The sequence below is a fragment of the Veillonella parvula genome (assembly GCF_048309325.1).
Classification (GTDB): Bacteria; Bacillota; Negativicutes; order Veillonellales; family Veillonellaceae; genus Veillonella; species Veillonella parvula_T.
Genome location: NZ_DBFBTX010000005.1, coordinates 527884 through 549008, shown reverse-complemented (window position 1 = coordinate 549008; position 21125 = coordinate 527884). Strand labels below are relative to the sequence as shown.

The following is a 21125-nucleotide window of genomic DNA, read 5'->3' as shown; positions in this document are numbered from 1 at the left end:
TTCAGTAAAATAAAAACATAGAAGTATTATATCATATCTAATAGTAAGTATTTATGGAGTTAATGTGATTTTTGCTGTATAGTTCATTATTATTTTATGGTACTATACATACTATAGAATATGAGGAGAACTAAATTATGAATGATATTTTTGAACGCAACCATCCTATGAAGGATGATAAAGAATTTATTATATCCTATTGGGCAGATCGAGCTCACGATTTTGGTGCTTTACGTGCAAAAGAATTAGAAAGTCCCAAACTGAAATTATGGAGAGAAGAATTAACTAGTCATATATTTGATTCTGATAGATCTTTACGAATATTGGATATTGGATGTGGAGCCGGCTTTTTTAGTATTATACTATCCCAGCTTGGTCATACAGTGCATGGCATTGATATTACACCTAATATGATAGATGAGGCAAATCAACTAGCAGAATCCCTCGATTGTGATGCAACCTTCTCCGTGATGGATGCAGAGAATCTAGGATTTGTTACTAATACTTTTGATATCGTTGTGGCCAGAAATGTAACGTGGAATTTACCCCATCCTGACAAAGCCTATGCTGAATGGTTTCGCGTCATTCGCCCAGGCGGTTTGATTTTAAACTATGATGCGGAACATGCTCGTAATCATCATAATGTATCACAATCTGTTCATCATGCCCATGAACATGTAAGCAACGAATTAAAAGAACGATGTCACACCATTTATCATATGCTCGATATTTCTTCTTATACACGACCTCAATGGGATAAAGAACTACTTACTAAATTAGGTGCTAGTTCTGTTACCATTGATCTAACTGTAGGTCCGCGCATTTACAATGAGGAAGACGAGTTTTATATTCCTGTACCCATGTTCTTGGTGAAAGCAATTAAATAAATCTATATAGTATATAACACAAAACCCACTCTATGATTATCATGAGTGGGTTTTGTGTTTAGATTAACTGCTAATTACTAAAATATACCTGAGCTTTATCAATCTCTGCCCGTAGTTTTTCTTCATCAATTGTAAGCAGTTCTTTGTCTTTCATAAGAACCTTACCACCCACAATTGTAGTATTTACATCGGAGCTATTAGCAGAGTATACAAGAGCTGCTAAATCATTGTAACGAGGCATCCAGTGCATACCAGATACATCATATAGCACGATATCTGCACGATAGCCTTTATCTAATACACCAAGATCTGTATATCCCAATGCTTTTGCACCTTCTACAGTGCCCATGTTCCATGCGGCTTGAGCAGGAATAGCCTTTGGATCATAAAGACGTGCTTTATGTAATGTTGCTGCAAGACGTACTTCTTCAAGCATATCAGCATTATTATTAGAAGCGGAGCCATCTGTACCAAGACCAACCGTAATACCTTTGGCAATCATTTCAGGTACTGGTGCAATACCGCTAGCTAATTTTAAATTAGATTGTGGGTTATGAGCTACGGCTACATTATTTTCAGACATAATAGCCATATCTTCGTCTGTCACATGAACGCAGTGTGCGGCTAAGGTAGTATTCCAGAATAAACCTAAATCATGCATATGCGCAATTGGTGTCTTACCAGTAGCTTTCATAACAGTCTCCACTTCTCCTTTTGTTTCGGACAAGTGCATATGAATACCACAATTTAATTCATGAGATAAGGCAATCACCTTTTCCATATAATCATCAGGGCAAGTATATGGTGCATGTGGTCCAAGCAATACTTTGATGCGGTCATTATCAAAGCCGTTCCAAGTGCGGAATAAGTCAGCATTTTCAACTAATGCTTGATCTGCTGTTGGGGATACACCGGCTAAGCCACGTGACAATACAGAGCGAATACCTGTTTCTTTTACCACCTCAGCAGTAGTATTCATAAAGAAATACATATCGCTAAATGTAGTGGTGCCAGTGCGCAACATTTCAGCAATACCGAGTTGTGTGCCGTACCGTACATAATCGTCATTTAATTTTGCTTCTGTTGGCCAAATAGCCGTTTCAAGCCATTCCATAAGCTCAAGATCATCTGCATAGTTTCTAAATAGACCCATCGCAATATGAGTATGTGTATTTATAAAACCTGGCGTAGCCAATTGACCTTTACCGTCTAGTACTTCCTTAGCAGAGTCTTTTACCTTTTCGGCTTCACTATCGTTTAAAATAGCTGTAATATAACCATTATTAATTTCAATGGCATGATTTTTTAAAACCCCCTCATCGGTGAGGACGTCTACATGAGTAATCAATAAATCAGACATAGTCTTCCCTCATAGGTATAACCGAGCCATGATAGCTCGGTTATATTTGTTTAATTTGAAAGCTAGTAATAGTTTAGATACAAAATGTATTACAGAAACCATTATATTTCAATACAGTATTAGTTTACTTTTGTTAGGTAATCGATTTGTTCTTGTGTTAAAGAATCTAAGTCATAGCCCATGGAGTTCAACTTAAGTTTAGCGATTTCCACATCTAATTCATGAGGCAATACGTATACTTTTGGATCCATTTCTTTACCGTTTTTCAAGATATACTCTGCAGCAAGGGCTTGCATAGCAAAAGACAAGTCCATAATTTCTGCAGGGTGACCATCGCCAGCTGCAAGGTTTACTAGACGGCCTTCAGCCAATACATAGAGTTTACGACCATCAGACATAGTATAGCCTTCGATGTTTTGGCGAACCCTTTCGTGGCTTACAGCAAGTTCAGTAAGATCAGAAACATTCACTTCGCAGTCAAAGTGACCAGCATTACATAAGATAGCTTTATCTTTCATCACTTTGTAATGCTCTTTTACAATAACATCTTTACAACCTGTTACAGTACAGAAGATATCCCCAACCTTAGCGGCTTCAATCATAGGCAATACCTTGAAACCATCAAATACAGCCTCTATAGCTTTAATTGGATCTACTTCAGTTACATATACGTGTGCACCAAGGCCTTTTGCGCGCATTGCAACGCCTTTACCACACCAGCCATAACCAGCAACAACAACGTTCTTACCTGTTACAGTCAAGTTCGTAGTGCGCATGATACCATCCCAAACGGACTGACCTGTACCATAGCGATTATCGAAAAGATATTTACAGTAAGAGTCATTTACAGCAATCATAGGGAATGTTAATTGTTTAGCGTTCTCTAATGCATATAAACGATGTACACCTGTTGTGGTTTCTTCACTCCCCCCTAACAAACGTTCTTTTGCATCTTGACGTGTAGTATGCAATAGATTTACTAAATCACCACCATCATCAATGATAATATGTGGTTTATGATCAAGTGCTTTATGGAGGAAGTTAAAATATTCTTCATCAGTACAATCGTACCAAGCATATACAGTAATGCCCATATCTACAAGACCTGCAGCTACATCGTCTTGTGTAGACAACGGATTGGAGCCCGTTACAATTACATCTGCACCACCGCGTTTTAATACAGTCGCAAGGTATGCTGTTTTTGCTTCCAAGTGAACACTAACAACAATTGTTTGGCCTTTGAAAGTTTGTTCTGCTTCAAAACGGTCACCTAATGTGTTTAATGTAGGCATAAAGTTAGAAACCCAATCAATTTTTTTGCGACCTTCTGTTGCTAAATTTATATCTCTAATTAAAGATTGCATAATATCTCCTTTTACTCATACAAGTAGATACAATAAAATAAATAGTTGATAGTAAATCTACTTAGATTTATTGATACTATATAATTTTGTTAATATCGTTGTAGATACTTACTTATATAGATAATATATTGCTTATATAGAATGCTTAATAAGTTAATCATTAAGATAATAGACTATTTAGATTCTACAATCTGGCGTAGCTTACCAATTGACTCTTCATAATTTGGAGTCAATACTCCCTCTTCGGTGATAATCGCTGTTACAAGTTCATGAGGTGTTACATCGAATGCAGGATTAAGTACACCAATACCACTAGGGGCTATTTGAACACCGTGTAAAGCTGTTACTTCATCATCATTGCGCATCTCAATAGGAATATCTCCACCATTTTCCAGAGTAAAGTCAAATGTACTATAAGGAGCGGCTACATAGAACGGAATATTGTGGAAATTAGCTAGTACGGCCACACCATAGGTACCAATTTTATTGGCTACATCTCCTTTTGTAGTGATGCGGTCAGCACCGACGATAACGGCATCAATTAATCCATGTTGCATCGCATAGGCTGCCATATTATCTGTTTCAAGAGTAATAGGAATACCCTCCTCGTGAAGTTCAAAGGCTGTGAGTCGAGCACCTTGTAATAATGGACGTGTTTCATCAGCATACACGCGTTCCAGTTGTCCATTTTCATGTAATTTACGAACAACACCAAGTGCTGTTCCTAGACCACCTGTAGCTAGTGCACCCGCATTACAATGAGTTAAGATGCGAATATTCTTTTTACCTTCAAATAATGTAGAACCTGCTTCGGCCATACGTCTATTCAAAGACACATCTTCTTCGTGAATGATAATAGCCTCTTTTGTAATGAGGTCTACTACTTCACTCATTGAGGACATACTGTCAACATTAGTTTTCACAAGAGAAATGACACGATCTACAGCCCAAGCTAAGTTGATTGCCGTAGGGCGAGTTTCTTTTAAGATCTCACTAAACTCATACAAGCTTGTAAGTTGTTCACTAAATGGCGCCTCTAAACGTCCTGCTTCCATAGCAGCTAAAATGAGACCATAACTAGCAGCTACGCCAATAGCAGGTGCGCCACGAACGCGAAGCATTTTAATAGCTTCGGCCACTTGGCGCCAATCTGTACAGTGAACGTATGTAATTTCAGTAGGCAATTTAGTTTGATCTAATAGTACCAGCGTATCTTTACGCCATTCAATATTAATCATAACTTCTCCTTCGATGAACTATTGTGTATCATTATGAGTTGATTATAGTTTAAAACCACCATATTCATGCATGCGATTATGAGCATCATAATGAGCATCCACATCGATTGCATCAATAGCTCCTAAGATAAGAGATTTTAATTGAGTCGCCATATTACCCATCATTTCTACAACTTCCGCATGTGTCAAAGCAGATTCAGAAATACCTGCTGCATAGTTGGTAATCATAGAGATTGTAGCATATGCCATTTCAGCTTCATTCGCTAAATTTACTTCCGGTACATTTGTCATACCTACTGTATCGCCACCGAGCATGTGGAACATTTTGATTTCTGCAGGAGTCTCAAAACGAGGGCCTTCAGTACATACATAGGTACCGCCATTGTGTATTGTAAGGCCTTGTTCCGTACCTACCTTTTGAAGAATATCACGTAATTCAGGGCAGTATGGATTTGTTACATCAAGATGTGCCACTGGACGGTTCCCACCTTCATAAAACGTAGTGATGCGGTTCTTTGTAAAATCTAAGAATTGGTCAGTCAACACAAAATGACCTGGCTTAAAGTTCTCATTTAAAGAACCTACTGCTGTCGTGGAGATAATAAATGTAACGCCTAGTTTTTTGAGGCCCCAAATATTAGCACGATAGTTAATTTTGTGTGGAGGAATTGTATGATCTTTGCCGTGACGAGCTACAAAGATTACAGTTTTCCCATGGTATGTACCTTGTACATAATCTATTTCACCATATGGTGTCATTAAGGATTCTTCATGTATATTTTCAAAGATAGACGGATCATAAACACCAGTACCACCAATTACGCCAATTGCACTCATTGTGACCTCCTATTATTAATAACTCTATCTTTTATTTTCTCATAGAATAGAAAAACAGGCTATAGGAAAAACCTAGTAGCCTGTATTTTTTCTACATATTATAAAGTTTTTATTGAATTGGACCTTTTTGGGTGAACATATTTTGTAACTCTTCACGTGTGAAATGATATTTTTCATTACAATAATGGCAAACAAGCTCTGTTACGTCATCTTCCAAAATAGCATTCTTATCTTCTTCACGTAATGTCATTAGCACACTGGCAAAGCGATCACGACCACAACGACACTGGAAATGAATTGGTTCATTATATACTTCATTCACAGTTAAACCATCGAGAACGCGTTCCATAAGACCTTTACCATCTGGATTTGCTTTCAAATATTCTGTAATAGGACCAAGTTCATTAATATTCTTTTCTACTTGTGCTAATGCTTCATCTGTAGCATCCGGTAAGGCTTGTACGATAAAACCTCCAGCTACAACTGTATGGTAATCTGGATCTACTAATACACCTAAACTAATCGTAGACGGTACTTGTTCAGATGCATATAAATAATATGCCAAATCCTCTGCTACTTCACCACTTTGAATCGGGCTTGTAGAAGTATAGTCTTGCGCTAACTGCGTGAAACGAGTCACTTGCACTTCCCCATTATGACCTACGGCAGCACCAACATCTAGCTTACCAGCATGCTTTAAAGGTACATCAACATGTGGATCATCTACATAGCCTCGAACCGTATTATCAGAGAATGCATCTACATGAACTACACCTAGTGGACCATCACCTTTGATACGAAGACTTACGTTCTCATGGTTTTTAAAATCCCCAGCTAACAAAATAGCTCCCGTCATAGCACGACCTAAAGCAGCTGTTGCTACAGGCCATAAATCATGACGTACACGAGCTGTTTCAACTGTATCGGTTGTTACCGCTAAAGACATACGAACCCCTTCTCGGGTTGTAAAACGTTTTATATAATCCATTCTATCATTCCTTATTTCTACTTATTTTATTAAGGTATTACTTTTATATTGCTTATATAGTATATCATGTCAAATATTTAACTTTCAATAATAGAGAATATATGTTCGTCTAGTCTTATTTAAATTCAAAAGAACATATTTTCGATGATATAAAAACACCCAGTACCATAAGATACTGAGTGTTATATATACAATTCTTAGATTTGATCGATAAGGTTAACCATTTCGATTGCACCCATCGCACAATCATAACCTTTATTACCCGCTTTTGTACCTGCGCGTTCGATAGCTTGCTCAATGTTTTCAGTAGTTACTACACCAAACATAACAGGAATACCAGTTTCCAAAGATACATGAGCAATCCCTTTAGCTACTTCGTTGCATACATAATCATAATGAGTAGTGGCCCCACGAATAACAGCACCTACACAAATAACTGCATCATAACGACCAGATAAAGCTGCTTTCTTAGCAATCAAAGGAATCTCATAAGCACCTGGAACCCAAATTACTGTTATATCCTCTTGTTTAACATCGTGACGAAGTAAGCAGTCTTCAGCGCCACCGATTAATTTAGATGTAATGAACTCGTTAAAACGAGAACCAATAATAGCAAATTTTTTACCAGTACCTAATAAGTTACCTTCTTGAACCATCATGATAATGACCTCCTATATTCCATTTAGGAAATGTATATGTAACGATTGAGTAATATGCTAACAGATAAATATTATTCATCTAACATATGACCCATTTTTTCTTCTTTTGTTTTCAAGTAACCTGCATTGAATTTGTTTGCCGCAATGATGAGCGGTACACGACTAGTTACATTGATACCCCAATGTTCTAAGCCATGGCGTTTTTCAGGATTGTTCGTTAACAAGCGAATGCTCTTAATCCCTAAGAAACGAATGATTTGCGCTGCTAAGGAGTATTCACGCATATCTGCAGGGAAGCCCAATTGTTCGTTAGCTTCTACAGTATCAAGGCCTTGCTCTTGTAATGCATAGGCTTTAATTTTATTTGTTAAACCAATGCCACGACCTTCTTGACGCATGTATACTACAACGCCTTGACCTTCTTTTTCGATAGCACGTAACGCATTATCTAATTGCTCACCGCAGTCACAACGTTTAGAGCCGAACACATCGCCAGTTAAACATTCAGAGTGAATACGTACAAGAACATCGCTACAGTTTTGCACATCACCTTTGACGATAGCTAAATGCTCTTTTTTATCTAATTCATTTTTGAATACAAAAATACTGAAATCACCAAATTTAGTAGGTAATTTAGAACAAGCACCAAGATCAACCATATCTTCATGCAGTTTACGGTATTCAATAAGCTCTGCTACGGAAGCAATTTTCAAATCATACTCTTTCGCAAACTCCATGAGATCTGGTAGACGTGCCATATCACCATCATCTTTTGTAATCTCACAAATAACAGCTGCCTCTTGTAGACCTGCTAATCGGCAAAGATCGATAGATGCTTCTGTATGACCTTGGCGTACTAGAACGCCCCCCTCTTTATATACTAGAGGGAACACGTGACCAGGACGACGGAAGTCTTCAGGCTTAGCATTAGGATCTAATAGTTTTTGAATTGTATAAGCACGCTCTGCTGGAGAAACGCCTGTTGTAGTATCTACATGGTCGACAGTAACGGTGAAAGCAGTTTCATGGTTATCTGTATTTTTGGTAACCATGGCAGGAATGCCAAGTTTTTCTAAAGCTTCACGACGCATAGGGGTACATACAATACCGCGCGCGTATTTAACCATAAAATTAATATTTTCTTGTGTAGCAAACTCAGCTGCAATGATAAGATCGCCTTCGTTTTCACGGCTTTCATCATCAACAATAATAACAGGTTTGCCAGCTTTAAGGTCTTCTAAGACCTCTTCAATAGAATGTAATTGTTCGCTCATAGGAACGCTCCTTACTTTTATATAAATCCATTCTCTACTAAGAGGGATTGCATAGATTTCTTAGGTTTGTCTTCAGTAGCTTCGCTACCGAGATTCATAAAATGACGAATGTATCGACCAGCGATATCCGTTTCTAAATTAACCTCCGTACCAATATGGGCAGAGCCTAAAATTGTTTCGCTCAGGGTATGAGGAATGATAGATACGGAAAAACTGCTGTCCGTTCGTCGCATAATTGTGAGGCTAATACCATCGATTGTAATAGAACCCTTATAAATAACGTAATCCATTACGGATTTCGGGGCCTCTACGGTAAAGATAATAGCATTATCCGTTTGTTCGCGATTAATGATGCGGCCCGTCCCATCTACGTGACCTGCCACAATGTGACCACCAAATCTACCGTTAGCGAGCATAGCACGCTCTAAGTTGACTGGTTGATGAACTTTCAAATTTATAAAAGTAGTCATCTTGATTGACTCAGGCATAACATCAGCTGTAAATACGCCATTACCAATCGTTGTAGCCGTCAAACATACACCATTAACAGCTACGGAGTCACCTATTTTTAAATCGCTAAATATTTTATTCCCCCGAATTGTTATGGCTAAGGATTTAGGGCCCTTTTTAATGCTCTCTACACGGCCGATTTCTTCAACGATTCCCGTAAACATAAGTACCCCTCCTTCCTTGACGATACGCTTCGATGCGAATGTTATTATCTAATATGTTAGTCTTTGTAAAAGTTAACTGTGGAGAAGATTCTAAACTTTCAAAGCCACGACCACCTACAGCGGGCGTTGCCTCAGTACCACCGATAATTGTATTTCCTATGTAAGTTACAACTTTATCAAAATTCATCGTTTCTACAAAGGAGCTAATGATAGCTGAACCACCTTCAACAAGAACTGAGGTATAACCGATTTCACCAAGTTTAGTTAAAATATCATCAATGGATAATTTTTTAATATCTATTACAATATCTGTACTTTTACTTTTACGAGTAGATATAGATTCGACAACCGTAACAATGGCACCTGCGTTTTCTAAAGCTTGAATTCGATCCTTTGGACAACCTGTAGATACAAAGATATGAACCTTACGATTTTCTACTTCAAACACACGACTAGTCGTAGGTGTTCTACCTAGACTATCTAAGATAATTACATCAGGCTGATGAACATGAATCGGTTCATCAAGTATGCTTGTATCTAATAAAGCTTCTGATAATTCAGTATCAGTTAAACGACAGTTTAATTGAGGATTGTCTGCCAAAATTGTACCAATGCCAATGAGCATAGCATCATGTGTGGCACGCAGTACATGTCCATCTCGGCGGGAGGACTCATTCGTAATCCATTGAGATTGACCTGTAAAAGTGGCAATCTTACCATCTAGTGACATGGCACTTTTAATAGTTACAAAAGGTTTACCTGTCTGTATATATGTAAAGAAATGTTCATTTAGTTCAGCACATTCCTCACTACATACGGGGCAAACAACCTCTATGCCTGCTTCACGGAGTAAATCCATGCCCTTTCCAGATACTAGTGGATTAGGATCTGTACTACCTACTACGACTTTAGCTATACCAGCCTCGATAATACGCAGCGCACAAGGTGGAGTTTTACCATAATGAGAACATGGCTCTAATGTTACATATAAAGTAGCACCCTTAGCATTATCACCAGCTTGATTTAGGGCATGAACCTCAGCGTGAGCTGTACCAGCTTTGTGATGATAACCTTCACCGATTATTGTATTGTCTTTAACCACTACAGCACCCACCAAAGGATTTGGCGAAGTGTGACCTGTGGCTAATTTTGCCAGTGCAATGGCGCGTTTCATATATGCTACGTCATCCACCATATCACCTCAATAAAAAAAGGACTATATACATAGTCCTTGGGTAATCATAAATACGCACGTCAAATGTGCCTCGTCTTTTCTCATCCAGACTGTACTGTCGGTATCGGAATTACACCGATTCATACCTAAAAGGTTCGCGGACTATACCGCCGGTAAGGAATTTCACCTATCCCCAAAGACTCATCTATTTTGTTTCTGAATTAATAGTAACACTTTTATTAACGTTATGCAACAATAAGAGTTTTGTATTGAGAAAAGATGTTAAATATATAACCTAGAGTAAAATAACTATTATAATATTTCTATTTTTATTAGATTGAAAATATATTATAATAACAATATAAACATATATATATTATGTATACATAAAATAGTAACATTTATCATATAATTACACTACAAAGATGTCTAATATAATATATATGGTTTTGAGAATTACACTCAATTGATAGTATTTATTAAATATAGGTGATAATATGGCAAAAAAACGAATTTCTGATGTACTTATAGAAGTCTTAGCCAATGCGGGTATCGAACGCATTTATGGTATCACTGGCGATAGTTTAAATTCTGTAAACGATAGTTTACGTCGCAATGGTAAGATTGCTTTTGAACATGTTCGACATGAAGAAACAGCAGCCTTTGCTGCAGGTGCAGAAGCTTCTTTAACTGGAAAACTTACAGTTTGTGCAGGTAGTTCTGGTCCTGGTAATTTACATTTGATCAACGGTCTCTTCGATTGTCATCGCAATCGTGTTCCAGTATTGGCTATTGCGTCTCATATTCCGCAATCTGAAGTAGGCTTAAATTACTTCCAAGAAACACATCCAGAAAACTTATTCAAAGAATGTTCTTGTTTCTGTGAACTTATTTCTAATCCAAAACAAATGCCGGAAATTCTATTCCGTGCTATGAATGCAGCAGTTGGCAACCAAGATGTTGCTGTTATCGTCCTTCCTGGCGATGTAGCAGTAATGGAAACGGAAATAGATGAATTACCAGTATGGCATCACCCTCGCTTACCTCATATCGTTCCACAACGGGAAGATATCGAAGAAATGTCCGCTCATTTAGAAAAAGGTGAACGCATTACCCTCTTCTGTGGTGCAGGTTGTGAAGGTGCACATGATGAGGTCGTAGAATTAGCAAAACGCTTACAAGCTCCTGTAGTACATGCCTTCAGAGGTAAAGAATGGGTTGAATGGGATAACCCATATGATGTAGGTATGACAGGCCTATTAGGCTATACATCTGGTTATCGTGCTATTGAGCATTGCGATACACTCATTATGCTTGGTACAGACTTCCCTTACCGTCCATTCTATCCAGAAAATGCAAAAGTAATTCAAGTGGATAGAGATCCTAGTGCGTTAGGTCGCCGTGTACCTCTTACACAAGGGATTATTGGTACAGTAAAAGATACATTAAAAGAGTTGTTACCTCTCGTAGGTCAACGTGAAAATACTGAATTTATTGATACAATACGTAAGGAATATACAAAATTCAGAGAGAATTTGGATAGCTATGCTGCGGCTGAACCAGATGGTGTAGCAATTCATCCACAATATTTCGTTAATCGTTTGAATAAGCTAGCAAGTGAAGATGCCATCTTTACCTTTGACGTAGGTACTCCAGTTATTTGGACTGCGCGTCACTTAAAAACAAATGGTAAACGTCGCATCTTAGGTTCCTATAACCATGGTTCCATGGCCAATGCTATGATGCATGCCATCGGAGCTCAAAATGCATGTCCAAACCGTCAAGTCATTTCCCTCTCCGGTGATGGTGGCTTCACTATGATGATGGGTGAAATGCTAACGTTAAAACAATTAAACCTACCAATTAAAATCTTCGTATTTAATAATGAAGAACTTAGCTTCATTGCAATGGAAATGAAAGCTTCTGGTTACTTAGACTATGCTACAGACTTTGTAAATCCAGACTTCGGAAAACTTGCAGAAGCGGCTGGTATTAAAGGTGTAAGTATTCAAAATTCTAGTGAAGTAGACGAAAAAATTATGGAGGCTCTTAACCATAATGGTCCTGTTATCGTCAATGTTCGCGTAGATAAACAAGAACTTGCTATGCCTCCAAAAATTGCTTACCAACAAGCGAAAGGCTTCAGTAAATACTTGATTAATGCAATCCTTGATGGCCGCGGTACAGAACTTAAAGAAATGGCCAAAACAAATTGGATGAAATATAAATCTCTGTTCTAAAATCTGCCAAATATTCAAACTCTGTCAAAATAAATAAACTGCAAAACTTTCAAAAAAAGAGGTGTCATCAAATGATGACACCTTTTTTATCTATAATAATCGTCCTCGTAATCGTCTTTATACCGTATTGCATCCACCTCTGATGGGGATAGCACATTCCCCTCTTCATCAACATATTCTCGGAATTCGTTAAAGTATACACCTGGAATATCTGATTCTTCTAAAACAGGTATATCCTCTGGCTCAATATCCCAAAATTCTATTTCTACAGATTGATTTTTATGCTTATTTATCATGTCCGAACACTCCCTTTATCAGAAAAATCTACTTAAATACAAGAAAATTAACAAAAGTGTTGAATACAATAATAAAGATAATTCGACTATAGATGTTTAATCTACTAATAACATCAGTTAATTTATAAGGCATATTGGTTTCTTTATTAATCTCTTTATTTACAATCTTCTTCAAATAAACCAATTTAAGCATTTCGGATATAGATACTAAGAATAGAACTATAGCAAATATTTTATTACTATAATCAGCAAAAATTAAACCTAAATAAATTACTAAAACTTGGAAGATTTGTATAAGTAAAAAAGATTTACTTCTTTTAAAAGAAGCAGATACAAAATATATTTCTTTTGATTTAGCTAGAACTACTACTGTAATAACAGCCATTAATGTTAAAAAAAGAAAAATCATTTTCTCCTCGTAGTATAGTTATAGTAGGTAACATTATTAATTATTAATTGTATTTTAGCAAAATATAGTAAAATAAGCACTATATCCACTTTAGGTATAGTGCTTATTTTGTATTTAAGTTTTATCTTGTATTTCATTATGCCCCAAAGAGTGACATTTGTTCGTCTTCAGGTAGTTCACCACAGCATTTGAGTTCTTTCATAAGATCAATGATGGTGTTAGATACTTTACAACGGCGTTGTAAGTCTTTTAGAGATGTAAACGGACGTTCTTCTCGTTCAGCTACAATAGCATCAGCTACTGTTTCACCTAAAGAGTCAATAGCCAGGAATGGCGGTAATAAAGCACCATCTTTAATGCTAAAGCGTCTAGCTTCGGAGTGTTGAATATCTACATTAACAAAACGATAACCACGTTGGTACATTTCCATAGATACTTCTAAGGCACTCATAAGGTCCTTATCCTTAGGACTGGCGGCGCGATCAAGAGCCTTAATACGATTGAACTCAGTCATTTGTGTTTTAAGGTCACCCGTCATAATGCGCAAATCAAAAGCCTTTGCTCGAATGGAGAAATACGCTGCATAGAATGCCAATGGGTGGTATACCTTAAACCAGGCTATACGGAAGGCCATCATTACATAAGCTACCGCATGGGCACGTGGGAACAGATAGGAAATCTTTTTACAAGATTCAATAAACCATTCAGGAATATTGTTTTCCCGCATTTCTGCTTCAAACTCAGTCGTCGCTTGCCCTTGTTTATTTCGTTTTTCAATGCCCTTCCCTTTACGTACGTTTTCCATTACGAAGAAGCTATGCTTTCGATCCATACCGCGATGAATCAAGAAGTTCATTACATCGTCACGAGTAGAGATGGCTTCGTTCAATTTACAAGTACCATTTTTAATGAGGTCTTGCGCATTATCGAGCCATACATTAGTACCATGAGAGAAACCAGAGATACGTACTAAGTCGGAGAACGTTTGAGGACGAGAGTCTTCAAGCATGCCCCGTACGAACTTCGTACCACATTCTGGCACAGCCAAGCTAGCTACTTGGTCACCTTGTAATTGCTCAGGTGTTAAGCCAATACCCTCTGTGGAAGAGAATAGACTTAAAGTACGAGGATCATCGAACGGTATAGTTTTAGCATCTATACCTGTCAAATCCTCTAGCATACGAATGATAGTCGGATCATCATGGCCCAGAATATCGAGCTTAGTCATACGGCCTTCGATGGAGTGATAGTCAAAGTGTGTTGTTAATACACCACTTTCCTTTTTATTCGCAGGATGCTGTATAGGCGTAAAGTGATGCACATCCATATCGCGAGGACATACCATGATACCGCCAGGATGTTGACCAGTAGTATTCTTAACATTGGTAAAGCCTTTTGCTAGATGTTCAAAGAAACCACTACGGGCTTGAATATCTCGAACTTCGGCGTATTTTTTAACATAACCAAATGCTGTTTTATCCGCAATAGTACCGATTGTACCCGCTTTAAATACATTGTCACGACCAAATAGTTCTTCCGTATACTTGTGTGCCTTTGCTTGGTAATCACCAGAGAAGTTTAGGTCGATATCTGGAACCTTATCACCTTCGAAACCAAGGAAGATAGCAAACGGAATATCATGGCCATTAGTTTGCAGCGCATGACCGCACTCAGGACAATCTTTACGTGGTAAGTCAAAGCCACCTGCGTATTCACCCTTTTCAAAGAATTCAGAATGCTTACAATTAGGGCATACATAATGTGGCGGTAATGGATTTACCTCTGTAATTTCAGACATGGTTGCTGCAAAGGAAGAACCTACAGAACCACGAGATCCAACGAGATAACCATCATCAAGAGATTTTTTTACTAGTTTATGCGCGATGTAATACAATACACCATAACCATTGGAGATAATACAATCTAGTTCATAATCGAGGCGCTCTTGTACTACGCGAGGCAATGGATCACCATAAATGGCCTTTGCATTTCTATAACACATTTCTGTGAAAGCTTCATCGGCACCTTCAATCTTAGGGGAATAGGTGTCATCTGGAACTGGTTTAATATCTTCAATGCTATCATTGATAGCACGCGTATTTGTAACAACTATTTCATAAGCTTTTTCTTCACTTAAATAAGGGAAGGATGCCAACATTTCATCGGTTGTACGTAAATGTAAATCTGGTTGTTCATCTGCATCTGGATAGCCACAGGCAGTCAACATGATTTCACGATAAATCTTTTCTTCTGGCGTTAAATAGTGAACGTCACAAGTAGCACATACAGGTTTGTTTAAGGCCTCACCTAATTCGATCACCGTTTTGTTCATATCGATAAGAGCTTGCTCATCTGGCATAAGGCCTTTACGAACCAAGAACATATTATTTGTATGTGGCTGAACTTCTAAATAATCATAGAAAGATGCAACCTCTAATAGTTCTTCCTTTGTAGCGCCGCGAACAATGGATTGCATAAGTTCACCAGCTTCACAAGCAGAACCAATGATAATGCCTTCACGATGTTCTTCAATAACAGAACGCGGCAAACGAGGACGTACCTTATAGTGTTCAAGGTGAGAAATAGATATCATCTTGTACAGATTGCGCAAACCTACCATATTTTTAGCTAATAAGATAATATGGTAACGTTTATCTTTTTCTTTTTTCTTCTTCTTATCTACTACAGGTTCTTCATCACGAGCAACAATTTCATCATCAATGAGATAACCTTCTACACCATAAATAACCTTAACGCCCAACTCCTTACCAAGAGCTTGCGCCTCTGGAAAGGCTTGAACAACGCCATGGTCAGTAATAGCTACTGCTGGATGACCCCATTTTTTTATTGTTTTGAATAAATCTTTAACAGATACAAGGGCATCCTTATCACTCATCTTAGTATGTAAATGAAGCTCTACACGAGAGTCCGGACGGTTTTCAGTACGTTCTACACTAGTCGTTTCCAAAGCTTCAATACTACGAATAGATAGGATATAGTCTTTATCAAAGCGATCATCAAAGTTTACGCTGCCTTGTACGCGAACGCGTTCTAAACCTTTTAACTGTTTAAGTAAGGCGTCCCCTTCTTCAGGACTATTCGCAAACTTGATGAACTTAATACTATTCGTATCATCTACAATGCTGCCGTTAACGATACTTTTACCAGTCTTAGTATCACGTTTATCTAAGCCTACTAATACACCTTCAAAGATAACACTAGGTGTATCCATGGTCCCCATAATTTTAGAAGCGACCCCTTCAATTTTAGGGCCTACAATCATGCCCTCATCTGTAGGAACATCCTTCGGTGCACGACGAGGATATTTTTCATCCCCTTCACTACCTTTAGATGTGGATTTGGTAGCGCTTTTAGGAGCAAAACCTTTACTTGTTTTAGGTGCGCTACTAACAGATGCTACGGTATCATTACCACTAGATGCTGCAGCTGTTTGATGAGGTCGAGAAAGGACGACTGGACTATTATTGAAATAACCAAGTTCTACAGCTTCTACGAACGGTGCAAAATCATCAAACTCGGCATAGTCATCTTCATAATCATAGCCAGCAAAGGATTTACCTTTAGGCGCTTGGTTTTTAGCCTCTTCAGCCTCACGTTGCGCCTCTGCGGCCTCAATCCATTCACCAGCACCACATCCACCGCCATAATAATAGGTATCTAACCCTTCCCCTGTTTCAGTATCTACTTTCCAAGCAAAACAACATGCTGTATCCGTATTTGTTGGAATATCGTCAAAGGATATATTCTTCTCCTTATACCATGCAGATAATCTGTCACGTAGGCTTAGTAGCGTAGAAAATGCAGAGTCTGCAGCTTGTATCGTCACATGTTGGCTATGACAGTTCACATAGAAGGATGATTTCTTATTCTGTTTTGGTACAACACGATAACGTACTTTCATTTTTATCCCTTATACCCACAATAGGTAATACATAAATCTCTAAATCTCCAAATATCGCCCTTACTACTACGACTATCTAAAATAATCTCATACAAACCTTTTAATAAAGCTCGTAATGCTTTAGTAGAAATCCGAGAGCTCGCTTCATAAGCCAGTTTGATCGGATACGGTTTAAATGACGAATCATGGTCCTTACATAAATTCTGTATAGCTTGAACAGTCATTCCCGCTTGTCGACATTCACTGACCAGTAGCTGTAAACGTAATTGCCCCTCAATATAGCTCATAGCACGGTCTAATTCTTTATAGCCGAACATAAATGGAAATAGTTCAAGTAATGTATCAATATCTCGTTTTAACAGAGCCTCTTTAAAGGTAAATATATTTTTAGCTCCATAGTCACTGCCATTTTCCTCTAAGAATTCTTTGGTAATTACTTTTTCTCCAGTAATTTGCAAGAAATATCGGTCAAACTCAGTTCTCATAAAAGAAACAGGTACATCTTGCCACAAATCGATGAGATGAGCTACATATTCCTGTGCATCAGAAGTCATTTTAAATCCATTAGACGTACAATACTGACGTATCCACATCACAAGGTCTGCCCCTTCAAGACGCTTACATTCACGATTCGGTATTTTATTTAAAAGCTCTTTATTCTGCTTGATTCGTTTATCTATCATGTCATGATAAATCAAAACAATTGGATTATCCCCATTATATTCCATGATGAGCTCATATAATGGAATCCAAGCATCGCTATTTTTACCGCTTTTACGAATGATAGGCAAGTTAACTAAGCAAAACACTTTTTGATCCCCAAAGAGTGAATCTTCACAGAGCTTTTCACTAATCTTCTGTGGGCCCGCCTCATCGTCTAATACAGTCACCGGTAGGTCAGGATAGGCACTTAAAAATTTGCGTTTTTCTTCTTCAATTAATTGTGGCTCATCACCATAAATGAGTTCAATATGTGCCATAGTGCCTCCTTTCACAGATAGATATCCTTAATATAGCTATACCCCATAATATACATGTGTTCTGACGAAGGATCCACATCGCGTAACGCACCGTGTGGACTGCCAAATAGAATTGTACTATGAGGAGAAATACGCCCTATTTCATTCATTACACTAGATCGACTCGTTATATATAATGAATTAATCTTATCATTTAATTTTAGATTTTTTTCTCTACTTTGTCCATTATATACGACGATTTGGTTCATACCATTTTTATATACCACCTGTGCAGAACCGTTACTGTGAAAGTACTCAACTTTTACATCTTTAGGATTTACACCATATGCCCTTATGGCCTGATTAATAAGTCTTTCATTAGGTATAGTTTTAATATAATCTGGTGCATCTATTAATAAATGTGCCTTTTTATGGTTTGGAGCTATGCACAACAGCACATTACATTGTTTCATAGGAATATAATGGATTTTTGTGTCCTTGTGATGCTGAGTCACATAGTATGAAGACCCAAAGGTTGCAACCATACATAATAAGGACATCACTACATATACAGTATACTTTTTCTTATGTGTCAAAAAATACGTAAATAAACCTAGAAAAGCATAATATATATAAACACAATAAAGATGCATCATACCAAGCCAAAGTAGACTACCACTTCGCCCTAAAACATGATTTAAATATAAAGATACACGTAATAATAGATCTACTAAAATCCATAAGAATGATACAGGTAGTACATAACTAACTAAAGTATTTATAAAAATTAAAACAATAGATATATCTAGTAAAGGTGCTACAACACAAGCAGCGAGTAAGCTAGCAATACTAATATAGTGAAAGTAATAGAGTTGTAATGGCAATATGAGTAACTGTGCAGATACACATAATACAAGAGGTGTTTTTATCCATCTTGGAAGCCATTGTATCCGTTCATACAGTACCTTCACCCATATGAGTAAACCATAGGTTGCACCAAAGGATAGTTGAAAGCTTACATCAAACAAAGAAAAAGGATCATATACTAGATATAGAATAGCACATATACATAAAGCCTGTTTAGCTTGATATAATCGCCCTTTAACATAAGCCATGCACATGAGTATACTCATCATCGTTGCACGTACAACTGGTGCATCTCCACCAACGATACAGCAATATATACAAGCTACTAATATACCCCAAATTAAACATGTACGCTTCCGTAATTTAACAAACCTTCCTAGACCATAAATTAAAGCTAATAGTAAAGCAATATGCGAGCCAGATATAGATAGAATGTGGATCAGGCCAGTATAGGCAAAATCTTTCATTCGATCTTCCCCTAATTCACTATAATGACCACCCAAACATAAGGCTTGTGCTAATACCTTTTGTGGACCATCTAGATTACTAGCAATATTCTTTTCTATAGATTCTCGTATTTGACCACATAGATATAAACTTCTCACATATATTTCTTCATTAATACTCTCTTTATATGAAAATGTTTGTAAATCTTTAGCACTGGCAGGTCGATAAACTCCATCATAAATTCGCCCTCTTGTATTAGAGCTCATATATCTGCCTCTAAGATTAATTCGACCTTCCTCTTCAATTAGGAATAAAGGCTTTGGAGTTCCTTCAATAATGGCTTGTTCTCCCAATCTTATTTTGTTATTTGTAGCTGATACCTTAGAGTATACTTGTAAACGACCTTGAGCCTTTATATAGGAGTTTTTTGCGCTATCTTTATAGGGATGTAATCCATGAAGAGTAACATTATATTTGTAATATTCCTGTCCATTTAGATTTACTATTTCAGGAGATGATACAACAGTACCTAGATATTCTCCTTCTTGCTGTAAATAGTATGATGTATAGCTATTATAATTAATAATTTGTAAATCTGTTTGATAATAGGATAAACCAACTAAAACAAAGACTAAGATGATTAACTTGCTAAGTGAATGCCATCTATCAGACGATTGTAATGCTTTGAAAATACCCACAACTATAATAGCTAACCCAATAGCAAAGATGTAGTGCATCTGCATAAGTACAGGATAATACTGACCATAGCCTAATATTGTACCCATAATTATAGAACCCAATATAGTATGTGCCCATTGACTATAGGTTAAAACCTTAGTGTTCCAATTAAAATCATTTGCATCAAAGAAGGGGTCATCATTCTTGCTATCTTGATGACTAAATCGTAATTTTGTCTTTAATCTTCTTAAATACTCCGTCACCAATGCCCTTCACCCCCTTAATACCTTCAATGGATGTAAAGGGACCCTTTTGCGAACGATATTCTTCAATTCTCTTCGCCATAGCTGGACCAATACCTGGTAATGAATCTAATTCCTTTGCAGTTGCCGTATTGATATTAATTTTGTTACCGCGCAATAAAACCTCTGGATTACCGTGAAAGTTAAATACTATATGGATATGATCTCCCGCATTTACTGGTTTTGCCATATTGACTGATTCTACATCAGCATAAGGTAGTAGCCCACCTGCAAGCTTTACCATATCTCCATAAGTAGCTGAATTTTCATATTCATACAATCCTGGTGATACAACAGCACCTGTAATATACGCAATTGGTTTATTGGGCAATTGTTCTACATTTGATATAGAAGAATTTCCATCTATTGCCCCTTCAGCTAGGACAGAATCGCTTTCATCTGTTATAATAGGCCATAGGAAATAAATTCCTACTAAAATACATAGGATTAATATAATTATCGTATACGGCTTCAATTTACTTTTCATAATGCACCTCCTACTAAAGGATTTTCCAATATAAAAGTAAACTCCTACTGTTGACTCTATTGG

General features: G+C 37.4%; 17 protein-coding genes and 1 riboswitch. Of the genes, 2 read left to right on the top strand and 15 right to left on the bottom strand.

Annotation, left to right across the window (positions count from 1 at the left end; translation table 11 throughout):
- Window positions 1-137 precede the first annotated feature (137 nt).
- The gene (locus tag ACMKPP_RS07345) at window positions 138-887 is read left to right on the top strand and encodes a class I SAM-dependent methyltransferase (RefSeq protein ID WP_418369565.1); all 750 of its coding nucleotides are present in this window, start codon (window positions 138-140) and stop codon (window positions 885-887) included.
- A gap of 70 nt (window positions 888-957) precedes the next feature.
- Here ACMKPP_RS07345 and ACMKPP_RS07340 read toward each other — a convergent pair whose 3' ends face one another.
- From ACMKPP_RS07340 to ribD, 9 genes are all read right to left on the bottom strand, one after another.
- Entirely contained in the window at window positions 958-2247 is a 1290-nt protein-coding gene (locus tag ACMKPP_RS07340) for an amidohydrolase (RefSeq protein WP_195394809.1), read from the bottom strand.
- A gap of 119 nt (window positions 2248-2366) precedes the next feature.
- A complete protein-coding gene (locus ACMKPP_RS07335) occupies window positions 2367-3611 on the bottom strand; it encodes an adenosylhomocysteinase (protein WP_004697218.1) in 1245 nt (414 codons plus the stop codon).
- Between the two features lie 173 nt (window positions 3612-3784).
- The gene (gene mtnA / locus ACMKPP_RS07330) at window positions 3785-4849 is read right to left on the bottom strand and encodes an S-methyl-5-thioribose-1-phosphate isomerase (RefSeq protein WP_418369564.1); all 1065 of its coding nucleotides are present in this window, start codon (window positions 4847-4849) and stop codon (window positions 3785-3787) included.
- Between the two features lie 42 nt (window positions 4850-4891).
- Window positions 4892-5686, bottom strand: coding sequence for an S-methyl-5'-thioadenosine phosphorylase (mtnP, locus tag ACMKPP_RS07325; protein WP_418369563.1), 795 nt, complete (start codon window positions 5684-5686; stop codon window positions 4892-4894).
- Between the two features lie 109 nt (window positions 5687-5795).
- Window positions 5796-6674 (bottom strand): Hsp33 family molecular chaperone HslO, encoded by an 879-nt coding sequence (hslO, locus tag ACMKPP_RS07320; protein WP_418369562.1) that lies wholly within the window; start codon window positions 6672-6674, stop codon window positions 5796-5798.
- Window positions 6675-6871: 197 nt separating this feature from the next.
- Window positions 6872-7333, bottom strand: coding sequence for a 6,7-dimethyl-8-ribityllumazine synthase (gene ribH, locus ACMKPP_RS07315; protein ID WP_004697404.1), 462 nt, complete (start codon window positions 7331-7333; stop codon window positions 6872-6874).
- Window positions 7334-7404: 71 nt separating this feature from the next.
- Window positions 7405-8607, bottom strand: a complete 1203-nt coding sequence (locus ACMKPP_RS07310; RefSeq protein ID WP_418369561.1) for a bifunctional 3,4-dihydroxy-2-butanone-4-phosphate synthase/GTP cyclohydrolase II — start codon at window positions 8605-8607, stop codon at window positions 7405-7407.
- A gap of 17 nt (window positions 8608-8624) precedes the next feature.
- Window positions 8625-9281 carry a riboflavin synthase gene (locus ACMKPP_RS07305; protein ID WP_418369560.1) on the bottom strand — a complete coding sequence of 219 codons (657 nt, stop codon included), beginning with the start codon at window positions 9279-9281 and terminating at the stop codon, window positions 8625-8627.
- Window positions 9262-10476, bottom strand: coding sequence for a bifunctional diaminohydroxyphosphoribosylaminopyrimidine deaminase/5-amino-6-(5-phosphoribosylamino)uracil reductase RibD (ribD, locus tag ACMKPP_RS07300; RefSeq protein WP_418369559.1), 1215 nt, complete (start codon window positions 10474-10476; stop codon window positions 9262-9264). The genes ACMKPP_RS07305 and ribD overlap by 20 nt, the downstream gene beginning before the upstream one ends.
- Before the next feature lie 68 nt (window positions 10477-10544).
- A riboswitch (FMN riboswitch) is annotated at window positions 10545-10660 on the bottom strand.
- A 292-nt stretch (window positions 10661-10952) separates the two neighbouring features.
- Between ribD and poxB the strand changes: the two genes are divergently transcribed.
- A complete protein-coding gene (gene poxB / locus ACMKPP_RS07295) occupies window positions 10953-12695 on the top strand; it encodes a ubiquinone-dependent pyruvate dehydrogenase (RefSeq protein ID WP_323727177.1) in 1743 nt (580 codons plus the stop codon).
- Between the two features lie 86 nt (window positions 12696-12781).
- Here poxB and ACMKPP_RS07290 read toward each other — a convergent pair whose 3' ends face one another.
- The 6 genes from ACMKPP_RS07290 to ACMKPP_RS07265 form a co-directional block, all read right to left on the bottom strand.
- Entirely contained in the window at window positions 12782-12991 is a 210-nt protein-coding gene (locus tag ACMKPP_RS07290; protein WP_418369558.1) for a hypothetical protein, read from the bottom strand.
- A 28-nt stretch (window positions 12992-13019) separates the two neighbouring features.
- Window positions 13020-13400: a hypothetical protein gene (locus tag ACMKPP_RS07285; protein WP_278601231.1), complete on the bottom strand. Its 381-nt coding sequence runs from the start codon at window positions 13398-13400 to the stop codon at window positions 13020-13022.
- 136 nt (window positions 13401-13536) lie between these two features.
- Window positions 13537-17322: a PolC-type DNA polymerase III gene (locus ACMKPP_RS07280; RefSeq protein ID WP_418369557.1), complete on the bottom strand. Its 3786-nt coding sequence runs from the start codon at window positions 17320-17322 to the stop codon at window positions 13537-13539.
- A 2-nt stretch (window positions 17323-17324) separates the two neighbouring features.
- Window positions 17325-18302 carry a DNA polymerase III subunit delta gene (gene holA / locus ACMKPP_RS07275; RefSeq protein ID WP_418369556.1) on the bottom strand — a complete coding sequence of 326 codons (978 nt, stop codon included), beginning with the start codon at window positions 18300-18302 and terminating at the stop codon, window positions 17325-17327.
- Window positions 18303-18313: 11 nt separating this feature from the next.
- Window positions 18314-20536 (bottom strand): ComEC/Rec2 family competence protein, encoded by a 2223-nt coding sequence (locus tag ACMKPP_RS07270; protein ID WP_418369627.1) that lies wholly within the window; start codon window positions 20534-20536, stop codon window positions 18314-18316.
- Window positions 20493-21062 carry a ComEA family DNA-binding protein gene (locus tag ACMKPP_RS07265; protein ID WP_295815867.1) on the bottom strand — a complete coding sequence of 190 codons (570 nt, stop codon included), beginning with the start codon at window positions 21060-21062 and terminating at the stop codon, window positions 20493-20495. Before ACMKPP_RS07265 ends, ACMKPP_RS07270 begins: the two co-directional genes overlap by 44 nt.
- Window positions 21063-21125: the final 63 nt, after the last annotated feature.